Here is a 26,807-nt window from a genome sequence, read left to right as displayed (position 1 = left end):
TGTGGTATTAAATATCTGAGAGTAGATTGCTTGCCTCACTCATACAATGGAAAGCTTTCTGCTCAACACTTAGTATGACTGAGCAAACTGGCGATCGCCCTGACTAACACCTCTGGTTCCACTGGTTTTGACACATGCTGTTGAAACCCAGCAGAGAGTGCCTGTTGTTGGTTAAAATCCCCAGCGTAGGCAGTAAGGGCGATCGCTGTTACTTGTCCGCCCTGCTCTTTTGGCAACGCTCTCACTTGTTGTATCAGCATATAGCCATCGGTGTCTGGCATCCCAATGTCACTGAGCAGTACATCCGGCTGCGATTGCATTAACATTTTCAATGCTTCATCGGCAGTCGTTGCTGTTATCACGTCTGCTCCAGCTTGCTCTAACACAAAGGCAACAAATTCCCGTGAATCCGATTCATCGTCCACAACCAAAACTTGAATACCGTTCAAATCAAAAGATGACTCTGACGAGCGACTGTTCTGATTGGCGGTTGCCTGTGTCGGCATGAGTGGAAGCCTGACGGTAAAGGTTGCACCCATTCCCACCCCTAAACTTTCAACCCCAACTGTGCCCCCGTGCAATTCAACTAAGTGCCGCACGATAGCCAGCCCTAACCCCAGTCCACCGAACTGACGCGTGGTTGCAGCATTCGCTTGACGGAAGTGGTCAAACACATAGGGCAGAAAGTCAGGCTCAATTCCCTGCCCGTTATCACTCACTGTAATCTGGGCATAGGAGTCAAGACTTTCTAATCGAATGTTTACCCGACCCCCGTTGGGCGTGAACTTCACCGCATTTGAGAGGAGATTCCAAATCACTTGTTGCAACCGAGTGGAATCACCCAAAACCAGACCCACATCCGGTGCAAAGCTTGCTTCTACTTGAATTAATTTGGCTTGGGCTGCTAGCCGTACTGTTTCCATTGCCGCCTCAATAATGGAAACAAGATTAACTACAGCCACATTCAGGCTAAGTTTACCGCGCAGAATCCGGGATACATCCAAAAGGTCTTCAATCAGTTCAGATTGCAGCTTGGCGTTGCGTTGAATCGTTGCTAGCGCTTGGGCAGTCTTGGCTTCATCTAGTTTTTTACCCAGGAGTAAAGTAGACCAACCCAGAATCGGATTGAGGGGCGATCGCAATTCATGGGACAACACCGCCAGAAATTCATCTTTGATCCGGTTGACGCGATCGGCTTCTGCGCGTGCGGCTTGCTCGCGGGCAAGGAGTTGTTCTCGTTCTGCCTCAATACGTTTTTGCTCAGTGATATTGAGGACTGTGCCGACGAAGCGCTGTGGTTTACCAGTCACATCAAAGTAAGCCTGCCCTCTTGCCGCAATCCACCGTTCAACTCCATCCTGAATCCCGAGCGTGCGATACTCTACGTCATATTTACCGCTGCTGGCTGGGTTCAAAGTCCATTGCACCACTTGTTCTAGTCGATCGCGATCGTCAGGATGCAGCCCAGCAAAAAAGACCTCAATGCTGCTTTTAGCTTCGGGGGGTAAACCAAACATAGCTTTGCACCCTTCATCCCAAATTAGTTGATTGGTGACGAGATTCCAGTCCCAGGTACCTAATTGGGCAGATTCAATCGCCATCCGGAAGCGGTTTTCGCTATCGCGCAAGGCGGCTTCGGCATGAGCACGTTCAACGGCTGCCCAGGTTCGCTCTGCGGTTTCTTCAACTAGTTTGACCTCGGTTTCGGTCCACTGACGCGGCGTGGATTGATGAACTGCAAGCAGAGCGACGAATCGATCGTTTTTAATCAGTGGCACATCAATGTGCGCGGCAATATCAAGTTCGCGGTATCTCGCCTTCTGGGCATCCGTATATCTCGGATTATTGGGGATGTCGGTTACAACCAGGGGGTGTCCAGCCTGATGATCGACGGTTAGGTTACGTCGGTAGTCTTCCAAACGGTATCGTCCACTCAACTGAGCTACACCATTGGTGTAGTTGCGATGAACGATGACCTCCTCACCATCTGACACTATCTCAGTGTAAATGACACGAGTTGCCTGCAAAGATTCACCCAAAATGCGAGCGGCGATCGCTTGAATTTCTGAAGCATCGGTGAGCGGGCGGAGGGCATCAGCCAGAGAGATACGGAAGGCATCCAATTCGGCAGTTCGTCGCAAAATTTCTTCTGTCCGTTTACGACCGCTTAGATCGACGGTGACTGCCAGTACACTGCGTGGACGACCCTGCTCGTTGTCGAGGCTCTTGAGGCTGCTGTTTGCCCAGACAATCGTTCCATCTGGACGCAGGTAGCGCTTGTCGAACGAGACTGGCTGGCCCGTTTCAATCAGTTGTTCAAGAGCCTGGAGGCTTTTGAGTACATCATCTGGGTGGGTAACATCAGGTACGCTTGCACTCAGCATCTCCTCACGCGAGCGCCCCAGCATCTTACAAAGCTCGTCGTTGACCCGCTGGAAATAACCCTCAAGTGAGATTTCACACAGTCCTACTGCGGCTTGTGAAAAAATTGCGGATAAGCGCTCCTGATTTTTGTGACCTTCCTCTTCAATTCGCCTGCGTTCAGTGATGTCCCGTGAGACGCACAACAACCGTTCAACTTGCCCCTCTGCCCCCCGAATCGGAGTCAGCTTGACATCCCACCACTTTGGTTCGCCAGCCAGAGTGGGGCAATAGCCCTGGAAATTGCCCACTCCACCTGCTTTTGCCATATCAAGAGCATCTAACGCTGCTTGTCTGTCGTCAGCCTTTTGCCAGAACTCAACCCAAGCAGTGTTCAGGAACGGGTCCATCTCCTGAATGCCGATCGACGCTTGCCCCCTTTGATTCATATATAAGAGCCGCCCTGACAAATCCAATATTTTGATGCAGTCATCGCTGCTGTTTAGGATCTGCTGATTGAATGCCTCACTTTGGCGCAACGACGTTTCTGCTTGTTCTTGCTGCGTGCGGATTTCCTGCTCTCGCCGCAATGCTTCCTGTGCCGTCTGCCGCAGATGAATACTCTGCAACGCAGCGGCAGTAAATCCCGTAAGACTGGTCATTAACCGTTGGTCTTCACGATCGAACTGTCGCTGCTCGTGATGAGAAACAATCCAGATGGTGCCGAGCGGTTGATTGTTCACGTACAGTGGAAACAGCAATCCCTCAACGATGGGTAATTGGGGATGATACAAATAGGTAAAATAGCGTTCGGGATACGCGTAGAGCTGCGGACAACCGCAACGGATCGTTGTGCCACAAGGACTAAAGTTGGCTGGTGTGGTCGTTTGCTCTAAGGATTTCAATGACCCAGCGATCGCCACCCAGCGAAAGACAGAAGTACCACCCGGTACAGTCTCTAGAAGACTAACTCCGGCTGTATCGGCTTGGCACAGATCCTTGGCAATCTGCACTAGCGTTCTGAGCAGGGACTGCGGCTCTTCCATCAGTTGTTGAGACAGCGTCCGCAAAGCTTGGTTTTCTGCCACTAAATCGGGTTGTCTTGTTGGACGCTCCATCAGCACCGCAGTCATCAGAACATCGGCTTCGGCGATCGCCCCACTGCTATTTTGAGATAGCTCCTCTTCGGAAAAAACAGAGTGATTTTGGAAACGGTCTGTCATACAGTCTCCGTCTTCACTCTGAAAAGTACTTGACTAAGAGATCCTTGCCAGAATCACCCATCTCATACAGCAAGTGCTCAATCTGCTTCAACGCGAGCGGTAAGGGCTTTGTCCGTCCGTTTTCCCAGCGGTTCACGCTTTGAAAAGAAACTCCTAACGTTGCAGCAAACTTGACCTGCGAGAGTCCCAGGCGTTTTCGGGTTTCACGCACAAGATCTGCTAGCTCTGATTGGTCGATTACAGGCATAACGCACGAACGGTCGAATGCAGCCTTATTAGATATACCATGTGATATAACCTTTTTCTTTCTATCGCTAGGTATAGAAGATAGATCTGTCATTTCCATGTATTACACGGAAAATCTGCCGTTTTTATGTTAAGCAATATTTCGCCAACGGTATCAGATAAGGGGGACAAGGGAGACAAGGAAGACAAAGAGGACTTCCCAATTATTGTTGCAGACGGGTAATGACACAATGCATAACCTTGATTTCATTAACAATTCGATCCAGTTCTATGGATAGAGGAGTTTGTTCTCGAACGGCTTGTAATGTAGGAGTTAAAGTGTTGGAATTTTTGGCGATTTCTGATAAACGAGCTGCATGTAGCTGTGCAATTTGGTCGTGAATTGCTTCAAGATAGATATCCAGTGCGGGTAACTCTTGGGGTCGTTGTCTCTGCACAAGGGCATCTGCTAAGTTTTCCAAAACTCGAACAATAGTATCAGCAAGTCGTTTGAGTTCGGTAAATTGGTATTCACCGCTAAATTCCCGCAGATGTTCTGCCAGAGTTGTCACTGAACTGAAAAAGCCACGAATGTATATCATCAGTGTCATGACAGGCTCAATTTCTCCCCGAACGTGACGGGGTTCGCTAAACAATCGTTCAGCAGCGGCGGTCGCGTTGATGTTCTCTAGTGCTGCTTGATAGCGTAGCGTATTGATAGAGTTAGCAGATCCATTCCGTTCCAGATGAAGATAGTTAGCAATGACCTGTTGAAAGTAGGCAAGATTGGCTCGAATTGTTTTCTCTAGTTGTACGGGAAGTTGCTGTCGTTCCCAACTTGGGAAAAGTAAATAGCTTCCAAGCAGTGCTAAGACACCTCCAACTAGGCTATCAAAGATTCGCAGTACTCCAACCTTCCAGCCACCTGCACTAATAACGTTAAGTAGCACTACGATCGCAGGAGTGAGCAGTGTGATAAATAAGCTGTAGCTCAATGCTCGCACAGACATAGCAGCAAATACGAGCACCAAGAAACAGACTGCGATTGCCAATGGATTCTTAATGAGTAAAACGAGAGCCATCCCAATAATGCCACCCAAAATAGTACCAATGACTCTTTGTACTGTTGTCTCAGACGTTCCACCAAAGTTAGGCTTAAGTGCAACTAACGCTGTGAGCGTTATCCAATAACCTCTAGGTAGTTGCAAGAGAGAGGCAAGTAATTCGGCAAATGTTGTTATCAATGCCAAGCGCAACGCATGACGAAACAGAACTGAATCAAAAGTAAAGTTATTTCGCAGGATGTCAATAATTGAAGTCCGTTCTGATTGGGCTGGGGGAGAAATATCCCCTTGAGCAATGCTGAGTGGTTTTCCCTGTCTTAAATCTGTCACAAGCTCTGCATCAGTGTGAATTTGCTGTGCTAGGTTTGTCAGACTGACGGTTATCTTCCTCAAATTGACGACCTCGGAATATTCTTCCGTTTGAACTTTTATGATTTGATTGCGGATTTGAGTGCGGAGAACTTGCCACTGGTATTCCAGCGCTTCAATCGTCCGATCCAAATCCCCCAAGTCAACGAAGTTTTTTCCTTTGGCGATCGCTTTTGATAGCATTTGCAGAGCAAGTGCCAACTGTTCTATTCCTTGCTGAATTTCCTTCTGTAATTGAGAAAATAATTGACCTTCAGATGCAATTGCTAACAGTTCGCTTAGTGCTGCAACAGAATTGACAATTTTATTGACATCCTCAATCAACAAGAGTAGGTGATTTTCCCGTAGGTTCGCTCCTTTTTGTACAGTCCACATCGTTGTCCAAATGCTACGAGCAGATGTCATATCTTGAATGACGGTATCTTGAGCTTGCAAAAATCGCTGTGCCCATTCCTGAAGATCCTTTGGGTTCAATGCTCTCTCGCTTGCCAAGCCTGCAAATTTACTTAACGAGAGATAGCAGTCAGCGACTTTCTGCATTGGAGATACATCAGGAAGCACCGCCCACAGTCCTAATGACAATACGGTTGTCCATGTTCCACCAGCCAGACACAGAGCACAGTGTTGAATGAGAGTAGACCAGTTGGAAAATGAAGCGAATCGAGCAAGCGAGACGACAAACGCGATCGAAACGATCGAACCTACGGATGCAGCTACGCTACCATACAAACCCGCTAAGCCCGTTACAAAGATTACAAGGAATGTCGTTGGGACAGCTAACCAAAGATGACTGCTTACCAGACTCGCTATGAGAAACACTACAGTGGTCCCAATCGTAGCTGCTATCATTGCAGTTGCTCTTTGGCGGTAGGTTCCATCAACATTTACCATACCAACGAACCAAGCTGCCATGGTGGCGATCGCACTTGCAGCAGCATGACTAGTTATGATTCCAACTGCAACAGGGACACTCAGTATAAAAAGACTACGCAATCCAGAAGAAATATTGGGCTTACCTGGCTTGAGTTGAAACTGCTGCAACAACCAATTGAGAGGATGTCGATCTGTAAATGACATTATTCATCTGGCGACTGGAAAATATTGAGATCGCCTCTTAGAGAATTTTAGCGGTAGCTCACTCTATGAAGGAATATGCCTTTTGAGGGGATTTAACTACAAGTTTTGAGATTGATTTTTAGATAATATTTCTATTTTTTTTCAAGAGTAAAAATATTACTGCTTTCGGTTGACGCTAGTTTCATTGTGCTATGGCACCTTTGAAATAATTAACAATGTCAAGGTCAATAATTGAGGGCAGTGAATTAGTATATCTCATGTTTCCACTTTGGTTGCAAGCAGGGTTTTGGGGTTTGGTTGGTGGTTCAGCGCTGCTTTTGGGTTCTGCGATAGGTTACTATGCCAAAATTCCTCAACGGGCGATCGCCGCAGTTATGGCTTTTGGTGCTGGCGTGCTTATTTCGGCACTGGCGTTTGAACTGATGGATGAAGCTTATAAGCGTGGTGGCTTTGACTCAACAGCGTTCGGATTTGTAAGTGGTGCAGTTGTGTATACGGCTGCCACATGGTTTCTATCCCATCAAGGTGCGAAGCATCGCAAGAGATCGGGCAAACAACAGCCATCGGAAGAGGAAAACAGTGGCAGCGGACTGGCGATCGCCGTAGGCGCATTACTAGATGGCATTCCTGAATCTATCGTAATTGGTGTGAGCATGATTGGCGGAGGAGTTGTCAGTTGGGTTACGGTGGCGGCTGTGTTTCTGTCTAATGTTCCTGAAGGACTTTCGAGTGCCGCCGGTATGAAAAAAGCAGGACGTTCAACGGCTTACATCTTTGGCGTGTGGGGAGGTATCGCCATGATCTCTGGTATAGCAGCGCTTCTGGGTTATGCTTTGTTCAGTCACTTTTCGGCAGAAGTTATTGCTGCAACGACTGCTATAGCTGCAGGTGCTATTTTGGCAATGATTACAGACACTATGATTCCAGAAGCTTTCGAGCAAGCACATGATTTTGCTGGACTCATCGTCGTCTTTGGATTTCTGGCTGCTTTTGTCCTGAGCAAACTCGCTTGAAAATTAGACCTTACACTTTGATTTGATTTTGTGGAATGACGACAGTAAATTGAGTTCCCACTCCCACCTCACTCTCAACAAAAATTTCTCCCTGGTGCAAATCCAGACATTTTTTCACCAGGGCTAACCCCAATCCCGTACCGAGAATTCCTTTCACATTACTGCCTCGCTTGAAAGGCTCGTATAATTCTTGTTGAATTTCTTTTGGAATACCAATGCCAAAGTCTCTCACTTGAAATGTCACTGCTTCAGGTTCGCATTTCAAAGTAAAATAAACATCTTTACTTTGAGGAGAATACTTAATAGCGTTGGAAAGTAGGTTACTCAGAATAGAGTAAAGTAACTTTTCATCGACTCTAGCGTGAGTGCAGTTTCCTTGTTTGTCAAACCTAATAACAGACTGAGAGGGACTCATAATTTGCATATCCTCAATTAAATTAAGACAAAAAGTTTGCATTTCCACGAGTTCGGGTTTGTACTCCACCTTTCCCGCTTCTGCTCTTGCTAAAGTTAGAATATCTGAGAGCAGTTGAGTCATTAATTTAGCTGAAGATTGAATGCGATAAAGATTTTTGAGTTTCTGCTTTTCAACGATTAACTGAAGGCTTTCTTCCAAAAGTTGTGCCGAACCTAAAATCACGCTTAAAGGAGTACGAAATTCATGAGAAGCCATGGAGAAAAACTGAAGCTTGAGTTCACCTAGTTCTTTTTCTTGAGCTAGCTTGTTTTTAAGATTTTCTGCTTGCTGGCGCTTATTCATTTGTCGATAGAGTTGGCTGTAAACCCCAAATAGAATAGCAAAAGTGAAAAAAGTTCCTAATATTTCAATTAGCATTCTAGACTGAATGATGAACTGAAATTCTTGCACCCACACTTCTAGTGCCTGTTTTTCCTCAAGCTGCATTTGGTCAATAATTTGTTGCAGTTCGGTTAAATTGCGCTTGCTAGAAGCGGCGAGAGTGGTCTGATCTGGTGTAAAATAATTACCTTTTTGGTAAAGTTCAATAGACTTTTGGGCAATAGCAATTCTTTGTTGTAGAAGGGCTTCTAGCTTTGTTATCTGTTCGTCACTTTTGATATTGTTTTCTAACAATTTTTGCAATTTTTTAAGTTTTAGTTCGATTGTTTGAGTTGCCTGATAGTAACGCTTTAACTCTGACTTATCTCCCAAAAGAATATAACCGCGTCGCCCTGAGTCAGCATCATTTAAGGTGGCAGTAATGCCAATTAGAGTTTCTAGCACTTCATGACTTTGTTTGACTTTGTCTGTGCTTTTTTCTAAACTAGTTGCATTTTGGTAAGAAATACCACTTATGACAGCCATAACTGCCATTGCGAGACCAAACCCACCTGCAATCCACTTTCCCTCAAAAGACCACTTCATCATGTTTTATGCCTGCTAAAATTTAAAATCCGAAATCCAAAATCTTAAATTCTCAATAATGCGTATTTTGGTAGTTGAAGATGATGCCCAAATTGCTGATATGCTAGCGGAGGCTCTAACCAACCGTCAGTATGTGGTGGACGTGGTACAGGATGGCGAAACAGCATTGAACTATGTTCAAACTCTAAATTATGACTTAATTCTGCTAGATATAACTTTACCGAAACTAGATGGAATTGGGTTCTGTCAACAAGTGCGTCATGGTGCTAGAGCGATCGCAGATGATGGGTGTAACTTTTCCATTCCCATCCTCATGCTTACCGCTCGCGATACCGTAGCAGATAAAATTGCAGGGCTGGATGCTGGAGCAGATGACTACATGGTCAAGCCCTTTGACCTCGGGGAACTTATGGCTCGCGTGCGGGCGCTCTTGCGTCGAGGAAGTTCTAGAGTCGGAGCCAAACTTTTTTGGGGGAATTTGTGCATCAGTCCGAGTACCTACGAAGTTACCTATGAAGATCGGTTTGTCAATTTGACTCCAAAGGAGTATGCGATTCTGGAGCTACTGGTTTCTAGCGGTCGTCGAGTCTTAAGTAGACCGGGAATTATTGAACGAGTCTGGTCGCTAGAAGATCCACCCAGTGAGGAAACGGTAAAGTCCCACATCAAAAGTTTGCGGCAAAAACTTAGGGAAGTTGGTGCGCCAGATGATTTTATTGAGACAGTTCACGGGCTGGGTTACCGTCTCAAGCAGCTTTGATTCTACCCGATTTTTACCCGATTTCTCCCTACATTTTCAACTTTTTTTGAATAACCTAACAACATAGAATTAACTCCTCTAACATCACACTCGATTCTTGTGTTAATGCAAGAATCTTTTTTTATTTTTGTTACCAGTTACTGGTTACTGTTAAAGAGGTGAGTATGGCAATATCTCTAGACAAATCAGTTATAAATACTTATCAATCTTCTCGCACTCAATGGCATCACGTTCATTTTAGAGAAGTTGCTTTTTTGCTTGATACAAATATAGAAACGGGTTTGGCGTCTGCTGAAGTTGAACGCCGACAAACTGAAGTTGGGCTGAATGAATTTACCAACAAACAAGGTAAAAGCATTTGGTTGCGCTTAAAAATGCAATTTTCTCAGCCTAATTTGTATATTTTAGTACTCTTGGGAGCCATCGAAGCTATACTTGGTTTCCGGACATATGCGATCGCATTTTGGGGTATGGCAATCCTCAATGCTGTGATTTTGGATCTACAGGAATCGAGTGCGGAAAGGTCAATTGCTGCTGTTGTAGAAGCAGTAGCAAAAAAAGCAAATGTAATACGTGATGGCAAAAAAGTTCGCATCCCCGCTCAAGAATTAATACCGGGTGACTTAGTACTCTTGAACGCAGGCGATCTGGTTCCGGCTGACCTGCGGCTTGCGAGTACGCACAACTTGCAAATAAATGAGTTTTCTCTCACTGGTGAATTAGAGCCCGTTCAAAAAAGCACTATTTCTCTCAATGAAAATACGCCTTTGGCTAAGTGCTGTAACATGGCTTATGCGGGAAGCTTTGTCATTTCCGGACAAGGAAAGGGGATTGTTGTAGCCACAGGGAACAGTACCGAATTGGGGAAAGTATCTCGTTGCGTAAAGCAACAAACTCGCTTGAGTACACCTTTCATGTGGAAGTTTAACTACTACAGCCAAATTTTGCTCTATATGGTGCTGGTACTGGCAAGCTTAACCTTTGTATTGGGGTTGGGACAAGGACGCTCTTGGAGTGAGATGTTTGAAGTGGTCGTGGCGCTGGTAGTGAGTGCTATTCCTCAAGGATTATCTGCAGTACTAACCATCACTCTAGCCATTGGGGTGGCGCGAATGGCGCGTCGTCATGTCCTTATTTGCAAACTTCCTGTGGTGGAAAAACTGAGCGGTACTACTGTCATCTGTTCTGACACGGAAACGCTGACAGAAAACCAGATGACTGTACAACTTATTTGGGCTGGTGAGCAAAGGTATGTAGTAGATGGTTTGGGTTACAGCTCAAATGGGACAATCTGGGAAACTGGAAATCGTCAACCCGTTCATTTTGGCGGACGATTTTTGAATTTTGGCTTGGGAAAAACAAGTGAGTCAGGGAACGACCTTAACTTCAAACAGCACAATCCTAAAATCAACATTGCCCTACGCGAATGCTTGATGGCTGGTTTGCTGTGCAATAACTCTCACCTAGAACCCAAACAAAATCAATGGGTTGTGGTCGGCGATCGCACTGAAGGCGCGTTAATTATTGTTGCCCGCAAAGCTGGTTTAAGTCAATCTAGCCTTACAGAAGTCATGCCCAAGCTGGATGTGATTCCTTTTGAATCTAACTTCCAATCTATGGCAACTTTACATGGAACAAAAATCAATGACAAGCGTAAAAACATATCATCCTTTATTTCCGATTCTTCAGAAAAAAGGATTTATGTAAAAGGTTCGGTGGAAGTCATTCTCAACAGATGTCGGCAAATGTTGGATTCTGACGGAAATCTCATTCCCTTCAACCGCGTATCTGTGGAGCTTGAAGTCGAAACGCTCGCAAAGCAGGGATTGCGGGTGCTGGGATTTGCCAAAAAGTTGATGGGAGATAACTGTAACTCCCTAGCTCGCGAACATCTAGAATCAGATCTCATTTTTATAGGATTGCAAGGCATATTTGACCCACTGCGAAAGGAAGTGTTTACCGCCGTCCGATCTTTCCATTCTGCGGGAATTCAGGTAAAGATGATTACCAAAGACCATATCGTTACGGCGGTAGCAATTGCCAAAAAACTGGGGCTGCAAAACAAAAATCAATTGTTAGCATTTGAGGGACAACAGCTAGCACGTATGAATGCAAGGGAACTCGCACAAGCTGCACGAGCGGGAGTCGTTTTTGCTCGGGTAACTCCCGTTCAAAAGCTACGTCTTGTGGAAGCGTTGCAGTCTGAGGGTGAGATTGTGGCAATTGCAGGAGATAAGGTGAATGATGCTGCGTCCTTAAGACAGGCGAACATTGGCATTGCAATGGGTGATGCGGGAACGGATCTTGCTAAAGAAACGGCTGATGTACTGCTAGGAGATGACAATTTTGCCTCTATTGAAGCAGCCATTGAGGAAGGACGAACAATCTACCAGAATCTGCGTCGTGCGATCGCATTTATCCTACCTATGAATGGTGGAGAGTTAATAGCAGTTTTACTCAGCGCTCTCATGTTACGAGAAATCGCACTCTTACCTCTACAAATCCTGTGGCTGAACATAGTTAACTCAACCGCTTTGGCTATCCCTTTGGCGTTTGAACCTAAATCCCGTCAGATGATGTTTCCAGATGCACGCCGTTGTCACAAACCTTTGCAATCCCAGCAGATTTTCTGGCAGATTTTGATTGTGTCTGCGTTCAACGGCATACTGCTTTTTGGAATGTATGAATGGATATTTCAGAAGACAGGACAAGTTGCACTAGCTCGGACAATTGCAATCCAGATGTTCATGGCTAGTAGAATTATACATTTATTAAGTATCAGTAACTTAGGGAGTACTATTACTGCCAAACTCAAAAGTCAGGCAATATCAATTCAAAATTCTCCTGCGATCGTTATCGGCATTTTCTGCACTCTTGTCTTGCAAGTTCTCTTTAGCCAGTGGAGTTTTATGAATGCTCTGTTTGGCAGTGTACCTTTGAATCTAAACCAATAGTTAACTTGTTTGATTTCTGCCTTAACGTGAGATTATGTAAATGATAAATTTCAATACCTTGAATTCATGAAATGAGGGACGCACCCTGTTGCACATACCGTGCAAATAAATTTTGACACAGCTTGTTAAGTATTAACCTGCTGTGAATTAGCTGATTTGCGTCCAATGATTTGGTAGATCGACATTTTCTGGTAAGCGGGTTGTCACATCACCGGAAGCGACTGTAATCTGATGCGGTTCTAAATTTTTAACGCCTGTAAGGATGGCTCCTTCAAGTTTGACATCACTTAAGTTTGTCATACTGAGATTGGCTCCTAGAAGGTTTGCCCCGCAAAGATTTGCTTCATCCAGAATTGCCATTTGTAAGTTTGTCCCCATAAGGTTCGCGCCATAGAGGTCAACTTCGCGAAGACTAGCTTCCGAGAGGTTGGCAAAAAAGACTTCTGCGTGCTGTAGTTTGGCTGCATTCAAATTTGCTTGTTGCAGGTTCGCTCCATTCAAGTTTGCTTGTTGCAGGTTCGCACCAATCAATCCCGTTCCCTGTAAGTTGGCTTTTCCAAGTTTTGCCCCTTGTAAATTCGCAAGAAATAGCTTTGCTCCTTGTAAATTCGCAACTTTTAAATTGGAGCCGCACAAATTCGCTTTATATAAATTTGCTCCTTGTAGGTTTGCTCCACGCAAACTGGTTCCTGAAAGACAGGCTGAGCGTAGGTTTGCCCCACATACCCAAGCACGATTTAAATTTGCCCCGGAAAGATTGGCTTCCTCCAAATTTGTTGATTGCAGGTTGGCTTCGTACAACACAGATCCGCAGAGTTTTGCATTCTCCAAATCTGCTTCGGACAAATCCGCACCGCGCAAGTCTGCTTCACTTAAATCGGCTCCCCGCAGGTTTGCTTGTTGCAAGTTAGCTTTGTGCAGGTCAGCCCTCTTTATGTCAGCATTCCGCAAATCAATTCTTTGGTTGGGTAAATCTCTCTCTGCTTCGCGCCTGCCAATAACAGTAAGCGCTGCTTGAATATCTGTACGAATGTTTAATCTTTTCTCAAAACTTGCATGTTGATATTGCTCGACGGAATTCTCTCGCACAAAAGCAGTGAGTATTTCCATAATTGTCCAATATTCTTTGGGACAATCTTGAGCCACTCTTTCTAAGGTATAAATCGCACCTGTTCTTGTGGCAACACTTTCATGACCGAGTTGAGTAATTGCAGTCATAAATTTTTCTGCAATCAGCTTTTCTTTGGCTAGTTGAGTGTTTTGTATCTCAATTTCATTGCTTTTTTCTGCTGCGATCGCTCCTGCTCTGCTTGCTTCTACACGTTTTGCGGCAAAGTAAGCATTCATCATCACTACCAATCCCAGAAAGAAAGTGGCAGTTGTTGATATTGCTTGTGTTCTAGTTTCTATTTTTTGTTCTGTTGACAAGCCCTCCATTTTGGTAAATGCTAAGCAAATGAGGATTGGTGATAAACTAAACGTCGCGGCGAGCGCTATCAACCAAATTTTTAAAGGGTCTGTTTTCTTGGCAGACATAGTAGTGGTATTTCTCACAACACGGGAGTTTTACGTAGATTATAGGCGAAAAGAGTATACTATTTGTCTCCAAATAGCAAGATCTTTCCCTAAAAAAAGTTACACTGATTCTTATAGACTCAATGATATAAAAACTCTCGTGACTGAATAAAATCAATTAGAAAATCATGAGTTAGCATATAGGTTTCTGCCTGGTAGACACTTATGTGCATCATGAGACGTTTATTTGATAGCTAATGTTGCCTTCGCAAATTAAAAAGCCAGAACTACGAAGGCAAAAGCATTAAGCGGTCAACTCTTCGCGGTCACTGTCAACAGAACTTGTTCGTATCTTTTACCAGCAGTATCCCAAGTAAAATCTGTTTCTACGAGCTGTCTGCCGTTCTGTGATAATTCCGAGCGTAACTGCGGGTTTTCAAAGAGTTGGCTGATGGCATTAATATACTCAGCTGGTTGATTGGCTCGTAATGCTCTGAGTGGTACACCGACTCGATCCACAGCAAGTCCTTCTAAACCGCGATCGCCTGCAACAATCGGTGTACCTGCAGCCATTGCTTCTAAGGTTTTATTTTTGATACCAAATCCCGTCCGCATGGGAATAACGCAGACAGTTGCTTGATGTAAATAATCTACCATTGAAGGTACGCGTCCGGTAACGGTAACTCCGGGTTTATCTCTAAGTGCTAAAACTTCTGGTGCGGGACGAGAACCAACGATATCGAAAGTTGTATCTGAGTAAATCTTTCGCAGTTCTGGCAAAACTTCATTGCTGAAGAAACAAACAGCATCAATATTTGCTAGATTATCCATCGCCCCTATGAAAATTAAGCGATGTCCGCCCGGATCGGTAGTCCGTTGAGGAAATGAATCTAAATCAACTCCATTGGGAATCACTGCAATATCGCAATTCGGCTTGAACTCCTGCATTTGCACCCTATCTTCTTCCGTCGTAACCACAATGTCTGAGAATTTAGAGCAGTAGCCTTGCTCGTAGCGACGTAAAAGAGGTAGATAGAGTTTATCTCTTAGTTTATTTTCTGAGATACCAGTTTCTAGTTGGTTGCGACAAGTCCCATAGACAGAGCTGTGAATGTTAACTACTGTTTTAATCTGTTTTTGAAAATAGGGACGCACATAAATTTCATTCACGCTGTGTTCGCACGTTACGACATCACATTTTCCTGTTTGTACAAAACTTTCAATCCAATTGCTCATTTCAGGAGAGTAACGGTTTAAAACACTAGGTGGCGTACCTTTAGAGAGGAAAGTAGCAAAACGTTGAGCTTTCTTCAGTATTCCTCCGGATGTACTTACGTCTTGCGGGCGATTAAAAAGAACAAGATGAGAAACACTCTCTCGCAATTCTTTTATTTCCGTCTCTGTAACGTCAGGTTCTCTTTGAGTGACTAGGGTGATATTATGCTGTTGACAGAGGTATTTCAGTAAATTATATGTTCTTACTTGAGTTCCACCACGTGTTGGCGGATAGGGAAAAGTAGAAGATACCATTACAATTTTCATAGAGTGTTAGGTTGTATAAAGGTCGCTAGTAAGAGGACAACACACCCTATTTTTAAATCAGTTTTGTTAATATTGACAAGTCAGTTATTAAAGCACCCTAGTTTTTGGATAAATTAAAATGATAATGCAAATGTTTTTATGTAGAGACTTTATCTTGTTACAACACTATTATATTTATATGAAGTCTTATTATGAATAATATCGGTATTTATACTCTAGCTAATGACAAAACTTACGACCAACTTGTAGCATTACTTAATAGTATTGAAGTCAATGTTAGCCCGGATATACCTATTTGTATTATTCCTTATGATGACAAACTAGAGCTTGTCAAGCAAGAAATTCAATCTAGAAAAAATGTAACCATTTTTGACGATCCTGAAGCCCTTCAGCGATGGGACGATTTTGTCAACCAAGTGTGGGATGCTCATCCAAGAGCTAAAGAATCTAAATTAAACCGTCCGGGCTGGTATAAAGGATTTGTTCATAGAAAGTTGGCTGCATTTGATGGAAAATTTGAAAAATTTGTTTTTTATGATGCTGATAGTTTAGCAATGAAACATTTAAATGATGTGTTTGCCAAATTAAACAGCTACGACTTAGTCTTTGATGATTGGGAACATGCTAAGCCAAAAAAAGTTATAGATATCAAATTAGAGGATATTTCTAGTGTCACTCATTTTACAGAAGACCAATTACGATCTAGAATTCACTGCAATAGTTTTTTTGGTTCCCATCAAAAGCTCTTTGATAGTACACAATTAAATGATTTCAAAGAACGTCTGATTGAAAAACGGGAAATTGAATGGATTAAAAGCAAGTTTTGGTGGTCGAGTTCGGCTTTATTTAATTACATGACTATTGATTGTAAATACTCCATGTTTAACTATACCCTCAGTGCTAACAGTCAAGATAGAACCGGTAACTGTGCTAATGCAGATGAGTTTGTCAATATTAATAATGTTCTTTACAATCAAGAGGAGTTAAAAGCAATTCATCGCCTTCACTATATGAGTTACTCCTCCAATGATTTTTCTAGATTGTGTAAAGGAGAAGATGTTGAGATTTGTTATAAAGATGAGTTTTTGCATTACCGCTTTCTCAAACAGCCAGAACTCAAACCATTAAAATTAAAACTTCCTGGCGTTTGGTCAAAAACTTATTGGTATATCAAAAAAGCTGTCAGTAAAGTAAAAAGATCAATTATCTAATTTTTTATCGGAATATAATATATGTCTAAAATTAGTGTTTGTATACCAACCTTTAATCGAATGAATCTATTACCACATGCTATTGAAAGTGTACTCAAGCAAACTTACCAAGACTTTGAATTAATTGTGTGTGATGACGGTTCTCAAGACGGTACACCTAACCTCATGTCCCAGTACACAGACAGCCGTATCAAGTATATTCGTCATTCGCAAAATATTGGTAAAAGCAATAATATGCGTTCTGGCTTTGATGCAGCAACGGGTGACTATTTTATTAAATTTGATGATGACGATCGCTTAACTCCAGAATTTCTGTCACGGACTGCTGCTATTCTCGATAAAGATTTGAGTATAGATTTTGTTGGTACAGATCATTGGATTATTGATATTAATAATTTGCGGGATGAAACCAGAACTCAAGAAAATTCTCGCTCTTGGGGTAGGGCGAGTTTGTCAGAGGGTGCGATCGATAATTTATTAGAAGTTGTGTTTGTTAACCAAAGTTTTCAAATAGGAGCCACTTTATTTCGACGTGCTACCTTACAGGAGTTGGGATTTATGCAACCCAATTGGCAGAATTGCGAGGATAACGATTTGTTTGTCAGGCTGGCTTTGGCAGGAAAAAAGGGTTATTATCTACCAGAGTTATTAATGGAATATCGTTTCCACCCACAACAGCAAGGTATCGATCGCGCAATTCCATATCTCAGCGATAAAATCCGGTATTTGCAGAGTTATAAATTTGAGACTGAAAAATTAGAAAAAATTAGGCAACAGCGTCTTGCAGAAACCCAATTGTTATTAGGTTTGCGGTTAATTGAAAAGGGGGAAACACAAAAAGGACGCAAGTTAGTGTTGGCTGGTCAATCTTTTTCTACAGCTAAAGCATGGATTGGATTAACTTTGTCAGTTTTACCTGTCAAGTTACGTCCTCAAGCATTTGGTTTGTTAAGACGGGTTAGGGGCTAGGGTTGCGCGATCGCCAACAGTGTCCTTACAAAAAAAGTCAAAAAGACCAAGGTTTGGGAGAATCCTGACATCAATCTAAATATTATTACTTAAGTGTACGTAAATTTTTCCAAGCTGAGTCTTGACAAAATCTACTCGTTTTTAAGTTGTCATCAACGAGCCAATCTTTGCAATATACTTCCGTACTCCTCCCGATGTTACTAACTTTAAATATCAATTAAAAAGGAAGAAATTACACAGAAAGGAGACAGGGAATAGGGAACGAGGAACGGAAAATTCCCGTTCTTTATTCTCTATAGAAAACATATGAATATTCTTTTATTGGGTTATTATGGATTTAAGAATATTGGGGACGATTTATCTATCCAAGAACTGATTGAAATTTTCGCCAGTCAAGAAATTATTAAAAATATATTTGTGTTTTGTGAAGATACATCTTATGAAAGCACAAACACTAAAGTTGTCTTTTGCAATACTCGTAAATTATCAATCCTTCAAAAAATTTTTATACTTTTTCAAAGCGATTATTTAATTTGGGGCGGTAGTACTTATAACTTAAAAGACAGTTCTAATAAATTGCTGATGATGCAACAATTTGCTAAATTGGTAGGTAAGCGCTTCTGTTATTTGGGTGTAGGTTTAGAATCTTTTAGTATCGAAGAATTGACAACGAAAGCAAAGGTTTTGAAAAATGCAGATATCTTGTATTTAAGAGATAAAAATTCCTATAACTTGGCTGTTTCTAAAATGGATTCTATTAAAGCCTATTTAGGAGGTTATTTAGCATTTTTAAATCCGGACAGATATGAAAAGTGGATTAAAAGCGATCGCGCAAATCAAATACAAAATATTTCATTTACAGGCAATTTCTGGTGGGGTGAAGGAAGGGCTGAGTTCTATTCACAACAGCTACTTCCATTGATTGAAAAGTTTAATGCAGTGATTCATTTATTACCTGCTCAAGTGGGTGTGGAAAAAAACGATAATAAATTTCATAAATTACTGAAGAACTACTTACCTGATAGAAATTGCAAGATCCACTCATGGAGCCAGCCACAAGATTTTGTGGAACTTCTCAGCCAAATGGATTTTCACTTTGGAAATAGGCTTCACTCTGTCATGCTTGCCGATCTTCTTGGAATACCCAATATAGGTATTGATGAGTATGTTTCTAAAACCTCTAAAATAAAAAACTATATTGATAAAACAGAAATGTTACCCCTACACAGGATGTTGAATTTTATGGAGCCAATAGATATTTGTGTCATTGAAAAAATATTCCATGAATATCAAAGACCCAGTGAATTTATTTTGAACGAGTCGAAGACAGCAAAAGAAGGGGTAGAGTTGGTTTTGCAAGAGCGATCGCAAACGAGTTTTTCAATATTTCCCGTACTAGTTGGATTGCGTTCGTGAACGACCCCACAAGGAGCGGTGGGCTCCCAACTTTACAGAAGCTCACCTCATCTTGGGCTTGCGTCCTTGAATTGCTCCTATGTCCTCAACCGCCATGTGAAATTTATGCCAACACCATTACCAAACCAGGGAGTTTGCACCAGACACATCACTTTAATCTGGATGAACTCTGCTATCTATTGGCTCAGACACTCCTCTTTAAAGCATTGTGTCCAACATATCTTCTCCCCGTACACGCGAGCGGTTATCGTCGTACCGCATCAAAGTTTCTATCTGGATGTATACTTAGCTCTTAATTGTTTATATTATTTTATATAACGTTTTTCTCGTTACCTGTGTGTAAAGTTATTCACTATGCCATGATAGTAGATGAGAGTTAATTCGGTTAACAGCTTTTGTTTTTAGTATTAACAGGCTTTGTTGTTTTTGGTATTGGCAAACTTTTCTCCGAAACTTAAGTCTCCACACATTTATAATTTCGGAGACCTTGTATGTCAGTTTATATAGGCAATCTTTTTTATAAAGTGACAGAAAAAAGTCTGAATACTGTGTTTGCAGAATACGGTTCTGTCAAATGAGCGACTGCCAAAAGACGAAGACGAGTAGCTTTCTATTATTTGAACAGAAATGGTGAACTTATGGCAACACTAAATTATAAACTAACCGGGAAATATCTCCCACCGCAAATATGTATTTTGGGAATATGTTTTGTCCCTGGAGCGACTGAAATTAGCAGCGAGCAAGTAAGTGAAATACGGAAATTTATTAAGAGCGATCGTTTGCTTCAGCATTATTTGGAGCAGAAAATTCTGAGCATCCAAGAGTGAAAATTTACCCTTTCTTCTTAAGGGTTGGAAAGTTGCTTGTAAGAGGATGTTTGGAAATTTTTCATTTTTACTATTCTTGGCGATTACTTATACCCATTCCCGAAATCTTTGAGACAAATGCGAGCCCCCCAACCCCTCTACTAATAAGGGTTTGGGGGGCTCGTATACAGCAATTATTTGGTGAAATGCTATTACAGGCTCAACTTGTGACAAATGGTAACAATAAGGTTTTTATGCGATTTTCGGGTACTAAAGCAATTTTTTTATAACCCTACAGTAAAAAGGCTTTCAAAGATTATGGCGCGGCTCGTGTCACGCCCGCCACTTTTACCCTTGGGTTCTTATTCAAACTCACGTTACTTTAAATGTTTGGTAAAAAATGACGTGATGACCCACAACATTCATTTTGTATTGGTTTTTAAAAGTAAGAAGTGATATAAAGTATTAGCTTGAGTTATGATTCATCACTGTATGCTACTTACTGAGAAAGTGCGATCGCATGACAGCCCTCTCTCTTCATACTCCTTTTTTGGCTAAGGTATTGTGTGATGGCTAAGGTAAAGAGAAACCATCTGTTTGCAATTCAACTACTCTCACGAGCCGCCCTGGTTCGGCTGGCGGTTTTAGCGATCGTTCTAGGCACTCTCATAAGTTGGGCTTACTTTACAATCTGCAAAACCTAATGCCTCCGTATCGAGGAAGCTGGCGATCGCCATCTCAATGACTGCTTCAACTGGATACTCAATTTCAGTAGCACGGGCAATTAGGGCAGCTCGAATTCGTTCGGGTAAGCGTTCCAAGATGACTTCAGCATCAGAGGAGGAAAATTGCTCCAAAAGTTTTGCTTGCATAGCTTTACTGTTCGCTTGGGATTTGAACATTATAAGGAGGTTGATGCCATCTTAAAGATGGCTATCCACGCGAGCGTGGGTATCGCCCGATCGCGAATCATAACTCAAGCTAATACTTTATATCACTTCTAATAAAGAGAAGAGTATTGTAAAGTTGTGTAAACAGATGTAAATTAAAGATACAGGCGCACAAAAAGCCTGATTCATTCATATAAAACAACCGCAATCATAAAACCATGACAGCAACCTTACAGCAGCGCCAAAGCGCCAACGTATGGGAGCAGTTCTGTAACTGGATCACCTCCACCGAAAACCGCCTTTATGTCGGCTGGTTCGGCGTACTGATGATCCCTACACTGCTCTCGGCGGCAATCTGCTTCATCATCGCCTTCATCGCAGCACCTCCTGTAGATATCGATGGTATCCGCGAACCTGTTGCAGGTTCTTTGCTCTACGGCAACAACATCATCTCAGGTGCAGTTGTTCCTTCTTCTAACGCAATTGGTCTTCACTTCTACCCCATCTGGGAAGCCGCTTCCTTAGATGAGTGGCTCTACAATGGTGGTCCATACCAGTTAGTGATTTTCCACTTCCTGATTGGTGTATTCTGCTACTTGGGTCGTGAGTGGGAATTGTCCTACCGCTTGGGTATGCGTCCTTGGATCTGCGTAGCATTCAGCGCACCTGTTGCTGCTGCAACTGCAGTATTCTTGATCTACCCCATCGGTCAAGGTTCTTTCTCTGACGGTATGCCTTTGGGAATCTCTGGCACCTTCAACTTCATGTTGGTGTTCCAAGCAGAGCACAACATCCTCATGCACCCCTTCCACCAGTTAGGTGTAGCAGGTGTATTCGGTGGTTCTCTGTTCAGTGCAATGCACGGTTCTCTGGTCACCTCTTCCTTGGTACGTGAAACAACCGAAACCGAGTCACAGAACTACGGTTACAAGTTCGGACAAGAAGAAGAGACCTACAACATCGTCGCAGCACACGGCTACTTCGGTCGCTTGATCTTCCAATACGCATCATTCAACAACAGCCGCAGTTTGCACTTCTTCTTGGCAGCATGGCCAGTAGTAGGCATCTGGTTCACCGCACTGGGCATCAGCACCATGGCGTTCAACCTCAACGGCTTCAACTTCAACCAGTCGGTAATTGACTCACAAGGTCGTGCTATCGGCACCTGGGCAGACATCCTCAACCGCGCTAACCTCGGTATGGAAGTGATGCACGAGCGCAACGCTCACAACTTCCCTCTCGACTTAGCTGCAACTGAAGCTGCACCTGTTGCTCAAAGCGCTCCTGCTATCAACGGCTAATCATAGCAGTACGCGACTAAAAAGCATCAAGACTAGATAAAAGGCGCTCTCCTAAAAGGAGGGCGCTTTGTGCGTTTGAAGATACCTACAGTTAACGTTCTTATTAGGAATAGGTGCGATGAACGCACATTAGATAACAATCAAATATTTCTTTCTCCCCTCAACTCTACCTCTCGGCGGTCACCCTTATGCAGCGACCGAGCACCGTCTTAACGATGCTGCCTCAAGCAGACTCCAAGAGCGCGATCATCTTCTCTGCGACACCTTTGGCAGAAGCAGGATTCTGTCCGGTAACGAGATTTCCATCGGCAATGCTGAATGCTTGCCAGGGTGCCGTCTTGTGGAAAAGTGCGCCTTGTTTGGTGAGCGCCGTTTCCAACTCGAAAGGCACATCATCTTTTGCGTAGTTTTCTTCTTCGTCGTTTGTAAATGAACTGATATTCTTCCCAGCGAGCAGGAGAGTGCCGTTGCTCAACTTGACGTTCAGCAACGAAACTGGACCATGACAAACGGCCCCAACAACAGCACCCCGCTCGTATGTCTCTTTCACAACCTTTTTGAGGAGCGGATGCTCAGGCATATCGACCATCGGTGCCAAACCGCCAGGTATAAAGATGGCATCGTACTGGCTAACGTCCACGTTTGAGAGCTTCTTCGCTTTCTGCATTGCGGCCCACCCTTTTCCTACCAAAAAGGCTAGGTTGTCAGGATCGTCAGCAAGATTGAGCGCATCCAAAAACGGTGTATCTCCGGTGAGACTTGCGAAATCAATTTGGTATTTTGCTCTGTCGAATTCAGCATAAGGATGTGCGACCTCCGGCAGGAAATTTCCCGTCCTTCGGTTGTTCGGACCGATGGTGTATGCGTTCGATACGATAATAAGAATCTTCTTTGACATAGTTTCTCCTTATTGTTTGGTTCGGTTTAGGACAGAGCTTTAAACAAGCTTCTTCACCGATATCACCTCGCGGTCTTCAAGATAGGGGATTATCTCTTCTGCAACGATTCTTTTATAGTGTTCCGATTGCCTGTGAGATTCTGCGGCAGCGGTGTCGGTGTAGTGTTCGCAAAGAATGAGTTCGCAAGGATCGTTTTCCGACTGATAAATTGTGTAGGCAATGTTGCCTTCCTCCGATCTGGTCTTCTCGGCCAGTTCCGGTAGCAATTTCAGGACCCGAGACGTTTCCGACTCCTTAATTCTCCATTTCACGATAACGATCTTTTCCATGTGCTTACTGCTCCCTTGCAAGACAAGTGTACTAACACCCCAGCAGATTGTGAAACAGTTGTCGTGCCGTCCATGAACGCTTAACCGCGATCGAGATGTTCGGCTTTTTCTCGCTGCCTAGCTATTTATTATACGGAAAGTTTAGGTATAATCTTTTTTCAATCCTAATATATCAAGCATTCTCAGGAACTCCTGTTTGAATATACGGAAAACTAAACAACGATGTGCTAAGTCGGTCAAGAACATCATTGTTGTTGTTTGGCGATCGCGATCGCGAAGTGCTGCTAGATGTGCGAGTTCAAACACACTATATATTAGGTGCTGCACCAAAGGGAAAGTTGCGAGATCAAACCACAGATGTAAGTTCTTTTCCCCCTAACGCTTTTGGTTTGTACGATATGCACGGGAATGTGTGGCAATGGTGTGAAGATGACTGGCATAATAATTATATAGACGCACCAATAAATGTTCGCTCCCCCCTAACCGATATCTTGCACCTACACCCTATAAGGGTGAGGCTATACAAACGAAGCCTGCCTACGCAGGCTAGAAATTCCAATTTTTCGTGTTATTGATAAAAATATATGTTTATTAAAAATGCAAAAATCTAGTATTAATACTTTGGTGCAAGATGTGAGCCTCCGACTAGCCGCAAAAATCGCCGCTAGTAATGTATGAAAGACGCACATTTTTTTCATTTTAGGCGCTGTGTATGCCATCGCTCTTCGGCTGCAACCGCAAGCGCACCCATCCCACGCTTAAAGATGACCAATTCTGACCTGAATTTTTCTAAAAATTCTTAATTTTCTCAAAAATCTGCAATGATACACTAAATCTTACTAAACTTTTGCATAAAAAATCCAAACAGAATAGCAATAGAAAGCAATTTTCAATACTAGGAATCAAAAAATTTTTAAAATCTCAGAATTTCTCGCTCATAGTTTTCAGGAAAAGGTGTTATTTCCCAAACTATACCTTCTTGTGGTTCTAGAGCGACTTCCACAAACAGTTGTTTGACCGTAGTTGTCGCTACATCTTCATTATTGGGAAATGGCTGCAAATCTTCGGTCAAAAGTCTGAGTGTAAAACCACCAGGAATAGCCAATTCTTCCACAGCATTACGCAACTCAAAGCGCCAAACAATCGCCTCTTCTTGTTGTTTTGGTGATATCCTCAGTTCGTAAGATTGACCTGCGATGGACAACTGACGAGAGAAGAAGGTATCTAATTGTCTTTCTTCTTCCGTACTTCTGGCTCCGGCTGCACTGTGTTGTAAATTGAACCTTTCCCATCCAAGGGCTTCCCCCACTTGAGAAATACCGTTTTCCAGCCAAGCGAGAAGCGACCACTCTTCTTGCAGTCCCAAGCGTCGGTGGTATAAGCTTTTGCGCCATCCCCCATGCTCCATTAATCCACCCCAAAGTTGAAAAGGGATTTCCATCCTTGGTGAAACAATCTCGCTTGTTGCCAAACGAGAAATGAGGTTCTGTGCTTGCTCTTGTGATAAAGTCGGTAATGGTTGGATGGTACTCCGTGTCACTTCTTGCGGGCAAAGTTGATATGCGACTGCTAAAGTACTGATGTCCTCAACAATCTCTGTTGCTTCTAAAGAATAAGTGCGATCGCTGGCGTCATAACTCCCCTTTCTTTTGAGTTGTTCGTGAGTACAGTAGCCCCAAACTTTTACGTATTCATCCTCTGGTTCGACTTGTACTGCTAGATAATAATCCCCAGCCCAACTTGGTATATCTACCCATTCTTGTGCGATTCGCAATTCACTCATATCCATTTCTTCACTGGGAACCAAAATCAACCGAGTTTCATTGATGGCGATCGCAGTTCCACTGACAAATTCCCAGAAACTGGGTAAAGCAGCACTACCCAGCCAAGGCTTTGCGTGCGGTGCTAAGTCTTCTTGCAACCAGGCTAAGACAGCAAAAAGGCAAATTTGATTGATATACGCTTGATAGCGAGAAGTTTGATTGGAAAAAGACGTGTTTTCTTGCCAAATCTGATTCTGAACGTTTTCTGGTACTTCCAAAATCAGGTGAGTCGGTGAAGTAAAGGTAAAAACAGTGGGGTTTCCAGTCATGGCGATTATTTTAGGGATTAAGTGTTTTTACAGAGCAAGAAAAGGTTAAACAGCTTTTTGATTTTTATTTTGGGTGTAGTAAAATTGCAGCCATTCCTCCATTACAGCGCTCGTAGTTTTAAGTATGTCTGGTGTAATAGAAATATGCAGGTGTTCTTGGCTCCAATTCGCTAAAGACTTCAGCAAGGTTTCTCTAGTTTTGGTCAATCGGCGCGAAACAGTATATTGCTGAACTTGGAGTTGTTTGGCAATCTGTTGTTGAGTCAATCCTTGAGCGTAGTAGAGTTGCAAAATTTCTCTAGCTTGCGGATCTAATTGGGTCAGCGCTTCTCTCAATACGTTATGAATCTCAGATTGTTGGGAGACTCTTAACTGTTGTTCTTCTTGGGCGATCGTATAAGCGAGGGGCGAGTCTAGTTCATCGGCTGGTATATTATCTAACCACTCACCAGAATCTTCTGAATTAATGGGAGCATTGAAAGAAGCAACATTGGGATAAAGGTACCTACGTACAGCTTTGGCGCAAGCAAGCAGCCAAGCTTCTAACATTTGGGGATTAACTTGCTGATGGGTTTGTGAGTTGTAAGCTTTAGCGATCGCTTCCCAAGTTTGATTATCTGGTTTCGATAATTGACGGCTGCTATGAGCTTGACTCGGTACGTAAAGCAACTTGAAACAGTTCCAGACACTCATGTAAGCAACAATCTTGTCTTTAGGTAAGCTCTCGGCTTGCAATGATTCTTCCAAACGCTTTTTACTAATTTTTCTTAAGAGTCCCCAATCCGTACAAATATCTATTTCATGACGCTGTCTGAAAGTTTCACGAATAGCAGCCCCAAAGACTGTACTGGCATAGTTTTTTAACCTAGAACCGCTATTGGGGTTAAAACCTTTGAGGATTTTATCAACTTGGGTAATTGCTATTTGAAAACAGTCCGATAGCTTGTACTGGGTTGTGGCAAAGCTAGCAACTATTTTTTGAGATGTCCAGTAGCAGGGTTCTTGTAAGTAAGCGATAGTATGTTCTTTGGCAAGTCTTGCTGATGAAGATTTGTGTAATCGATCGTAAAAAAAGCCAATCCAAACGTCTTCGTCCGTTTCTTGTGGAGTTTGCTGTAGTGCATTTGCTATACTACGACGGAGCTTAGCATCCGTTACCCAACGACAGAAGCGATCGTCGGCAAATACTAAAAAAGTCGAAAAGATTTCAACAAGGTTATTTCGAGGGTGCATAAAAATACGCAAGCTGACCTAAAGAACAAATGGGTCGAGCAAAGACGCTTCCCCAAAACTTTACTACAAAGAGCTTATAATTTGTTCCGAAATATAGCGGTTCTCAGTTAAGCTGCAATACATTAAGAATTGTCTTGTAGCTCGGAGTCTTGCCCCTTTTAGTCGTTTTAGCTA

At 43.0% G+C, this 26,807-nt stretch carries 19 protein-coding genes and 2 pseudogenes; 10 read left to right on the top strand and 11 right to left on the bottom strand.

Annotated elements, in window-relative coordinates; all coding sequences use genetic code 11:
* Positions 1-62: 62 nt before the first annotated feature.
* From HC643_RS41410 to HC643_RS16870, 3 genes are all read right to left on the bottom strand, one after another.
* Complete coding sequence (locus HC643_RS41410) at positions 63-3,584, bottom strand: PAS domain S-box protein (protein ID WP_050045889.1); 3,522 nt, start codon at positions 3,582-3,584, stop codon at positions 63-65.
* Positions 3,585-3,597: 13 nt separating this feature from the next.
* Positions 3,598-3,831 (bottom strand): helix-turn-helix domain-containing protein, encoded by a 234-nt coding sequence (locus HC643_RS16875; protein ID WP_038082860.1) that lies wholly within the window; start codon positions 3,829-3,831, stop codon positions 3,598-3,600.
* A gap of 202 nt (positions 3,832-4,033) precedes the next feature.
* Positions 4,034-6,319, bottom strand: a complete 2,286-nt coding sequence (locus tag HC643_RS16870) for an FUSC family protein (RefSeq protein ID WP_038082826.1) — start codon at positions 6,317-6,319, stop codon at positions 4,034-4,036.
* Positions 6,320-6,534: 215 nt separating this feature from the next.
* On the opposite strand from HC643_RS16870, the gene HC643_RS16865 reads away from it, so the two are divergent.
* Complete coding sequence (locus tag HC643_RS16865; RefSeq protein ID WP_237265897.1) at positions 6,535-7,332, top strand: ZIP family metal transporter; 798 nt, start codon at positions 6,535-6,537, stop codon at positions 7,330-7,332.
* A gap of 10 nt (positions 7,333-7,342) precedes the next feature.
* Here the strand turns inward: HC643_RS16865 and HC643_RS16860 are convergent, their stop codons facing one another.
* Entirely contained in the window at positions 7,343-8,719 is a 1,377-nt protein-coding gene (locus HC643_RS16860) for a sensor histidine kinase (RefSeq protein ID WP_336604375.1), read from the bottom strand.
* A gap of 55 nt (positions 8,720-8,774) precedes the next feature.
* On the opposite strand from HC643_RS16860, the gene HC643_RS16855 reads away from it, so the two are divergent.
* A complete protein-coding gene (locus HC643_RS16855) occupies positions 8,775-9,476 on the top strand; it encodes a response regulator transcription factor (RefSeq protein WP_038082829.1) in 702 nt (233 codons plus the stop codon).
* 164 nt (positions 9,477-9,640) lie between these two features.
* On the top strand, positions 9,641-12,430 hold the full coding sequence (locus HC643_RS16850; RefSeq protein WP_082051717.1) for a cation-translocating P-type ATPase: 2,790 nt from the start codon (positions 9,641-9,643) through the stop codon (positions 12,428-12,430).
* A 147-nt stretch (positions 12,431-12,577) separates the two neighbouring features.
* Here the strand turns inward: HC643_RS16850 and HC643_RS16845 are convergent, their stop codons facing one another.
* Positions 12,578-13,966 (bottom strand): pentapeptide repeat-containing protein, encoded by a 1,389-nt coding sequence (locus tag HC643_RS16845; RefSeq protein ID WP_038082831.1) that lies wholly within the window; start codon positions 13,964-13,966, stop codon positions 12,578-12,580.
* Positions 13,967-14,257: 291 nt separating this feature from the next.
* The gene (locus HC643_RS16840; protein ID WP_038082833.1) at positions 14,258-15,487 is read right to left on the bottom strand and encodes a glycosyltransferase family 4 protein; all 1,230 of its coding nucleotides are present in this window, start codon (positions 15,485-15,487) and stop codon (positions 14,258-14,260) included.
* 191 nt (positions 15,488-15,678) lie between these two features.
* On the opposite strand from HC643_RS16840, the gene HC643_RS16835 reads away from it, so the two are divergent.
* The 5 genes and pseudogenes from HC643_RS16835 (at position 15,679) to HC643_RS16815 (ending at position 19,910) form a co-directional block, all read left to right on the top strand.
* Entirely contained in the window at positions 15,679-16,698 is a 1,020-nt protein-coding gene (locus HC643_RS16835; protein ID WP_038082835.1) for an Npun_R2821/Npun_R2822 family protein, read from the top strand.
* Positions 16,699-16,719: 21 nt separating this feature from the next.
* A complete protein-coding gene (locus HC643_RS16830; RefSeq protein WP_038082837.1) occupies positions 16,720-17,667 on the top strand; it encodes a glycosyltransferase family 2 protein in 948 nt (315 codons plus the stop codon).
* A 306-nt stretch (positions 17,668-17,973) separates the two neighbouring features.
* Positions 17,974-19,083 (top strand): polysaccharide pyruvyl transferase family protein, encoded by a 1,110-nt coding sequence (locus tag HC643_RS16825; protein WP_038082839.1) that lies wholly within the window; start codon positions 17,974-17,976, stop codon positions 19,081-19,083.
* Between the two features lie 491 nt (positions 19,084-19,574).
* Positions 19,575-19,658 (top strand): annotated as a pseudogene (locus HC643_RS16820) (RNA-binding protein); the annotation flags it as partial.
* Positions 19,659-19,721: 63 nt separating this feature from the next.
* A complete protein-coding gene (locus HC643_RS16815; protein WP_038082865.1) occupies positions 19,722-19,910 on the top strand; it encodes a hypothetical protein in 189 nt (62 codons plus the stop codon).
* A gap of 635 nt (positions 19,911-20,545) precedes the next feature.
* On the opposite strand, the gene HC643_RS16810 is transcribed toward HC643_RS16815, so the two are convergent.
* Positions 20,546-20,761 carry a hypothetical protein gene (locus HC643_RS16810; RefSeq protein WP_038082867.1) on the bottom strand — a complete coding sequence of 72 codons (216 nt, stop codon included), beginning with the start codon at positions 20,759-20,761 and terminating at the stop codon, positions 20,546-20,548.
* A gap of 236 nt (positions 20,762-20,997) precedes the next feature.
* Here HC643_RS16810 and psbA point away from each other — a divergent pair, with 236 nt between their 5' ends.
* Positions 20,998-22,080, top strand: coding sequence for a photosystem II q(b) protein (psbA, locus tag HC643_RS16805; protein WP_038082844.1), 1,083 nt, complete (start codon positions 20,998-21,000; stop codon positions 22,078-22,080).
* A 223-nt stretch (positions 22,081-22,303) separates the two neighbouring features.
* Here the strand turns inward: psbA and HC643_RS16800 are convergent, their stop codons facing one another.
* On the bottom strand, positions 22,304-22,978 hold the full coding sequence (locus HC643_RS16800; RefSeq protein WP_038082846.1) for a type 1 glutamine amidotransferase domain-containing protein: 675 nt from the start codon (positions 22,976-22,978) through the stop codon (positions 22,304-22,306).
* Positions 22,979-23,017: 39 nt separating this feature from the next.
* Positions 23,018-23,308 carry a putative quinol monooxygenase gene (locus HC643_RS16795; RefSeq protein ID WP_038082848.1) on the bottom strand — a complete coding sequence of 97 codons (291 nt, stop codon included), beginning with the start codon at positions 23,306-23,308 and terminating at the stop codon, positions 23,018-23,020.
* A gap of 308 nt (positions 23,309-23,616) precedes the next feature.
* Here HC643_RS16795 and HC643_RS42780 point away from each other — a divergent pair.
* Positions 23,617-23,775, top strand: a pseudogene (locus HC643_RS42780) (formylglycine-generating enzyme family protein); the annotation flags it as partial.
* 446 nt (positions 23,776-24,221) lie between these two features.
* On the opposite strand, the gene HC643_RS16785 reads toward HC643_RS42780, so the two are convergent.
* Positions 24,222-25,400, bottom strand: coding sequence for a DUF1822 family protein (locus HC643_RS16785; RefSeq protein WP_038082852.1), 1,179 nt, complete (start codon positions 25,398-25,400; stop codon positions 24,222-24,224).
* 45 nt (positions 25,401-25,445) lie between these two features.
* Positions 25,446-26,633, bottom strand: a complete 1,188-nt coding sequence (locus HC643_RS16780; protein ID WP_038082854.1) for a sigma-70 family RNA polymerase sigma factor — start codon at positions 26,631-26,633, stop codon at positions 25,446-25,448.
* Positions 26,634-26,807: the final 174 nt, after the last annotated feature.

This window comes from Tolypothrix bouteillei VB521301, assembly GCF_000760695.4.
In the GTDB taxonomy this organism is placed as follows: domain Bacteria; phylum Cyanobacteriota; class Cyanobacteriia; order Cyanobacteriales; family Nostocaceae; genus Scytonema; species Scytonema bouteillei_A.
Note: the sequence above shows the minus strand (reverse complement) of the source record. Positions and strands in the feature narration are given on the sequence as shown.